At 26.0% G+C, this 885-nt stretch carries 1 protein-coding gene; it reads right to left on the bottom strand.

Features of this window, described 5'->3' with window-relative positions:
• Positions 1–44: 44 nt before the first annotated feature.
• Positions 45–668 (bottom strand): DUF2599 domain-containing protein, encoded by a 624-nt coding sequence (locus HMPREF2767_RS08610; RefSeq protein WP_168161303.1) that lies wholly within the window; start codon positions 666–668, stop codon positions 45–47.
• Between the last annotated feature and the right edge of the window lie 217 nt (positions 669–885).

The raw sequence follows: 885 nt of genomic DNA, 5'->3' as shown, positions 1-885 counted from the left end.
CTTTGACGTATGCGTAAATAAAATATCATCTAATCTATTTTATATTAATTTGGAGCATTACAAGAATGTCTTAATACTATTGCATAATTAGTCTGTTTTCTCCACGGTTCTAAATTCCATGGAGTTTTTAGCCCTTTTGCATAGTCAGCATGACAATTTAACTGTGCTTTCATACTTGCAGTATTTTTCCATCTACTATTATTTTTATATTTGTTATAAACAGTATCCCATCTATATTTGACATAATGAGCTCGGACGATAGCATTACTTGGTTTAGCATAGGCAATATTTTTTGGATATAAGGATAAAGAAATTTTTCCCGATCTAGTTATCCATGACCCACTAGAATAATAGTTTGAAAAATTTGTAGGAGGTTTTTTAGCAGAATAAGTAGTAAATCCCTCATCCTCACCTAATGTATTGAAAGAATCGTTTTCAAATTTTTCTATTTCTTTTCTTTCGTAAACAGCATAAATAGACTTATTAATATCAAGTCTATTTTCTTCAATCAAAACAACAAAAACATCACTTTTATCAAAGTCAATGTTTTCTGCTGTTTTGTATTCTACTTGATATCCTAGTTCATCTACACTTGCCTTAGCGTTTTGTACTTCTAAAAAGATATAAGATGAAACAAGTATTGAGAAAATTAATAGTATTTTTTTCATAAGCATTCTCCATTCAATTGATTAATTAAATTGATTTATTATAATAAATTATATCATTTAAAATAAAAAGAGGGATATAAATGTTAACTTATAATGTATTCTTAATTATATACTTTTTCATAATACTTAATCTAATTGGAGTTATAACTTATTTTTATAAAAATAAAAAGAATGATAAGTCTAGGATTATTCTTATAGGCACATTAACATTAACTAT

This window comes from Nosocomiicoccus sp. HMSC067E10, from assembly GCF_001810835.1.
In the GTDB taxonomy this organism is placed as follows: domain Bacteria; phylum Bacillota; class Bacilli; order Staphylococcales; family Salinicoccaceae; genus Nosocomiicoccus; species Nosocomiicoccus ampullae_A.
This window is presented reverse-complemented; position numbering and strand designations above follow the sequence as displayed.

Coding starts and splice junctions, on each gene's coding strand:
- HMPREF2767_RS08610 (WP_168161303.1), bottom strand. CDS start 668: ATGAAAAAAATACTATTAATTTTCTCAATACTTGTTTCATCTTATATC.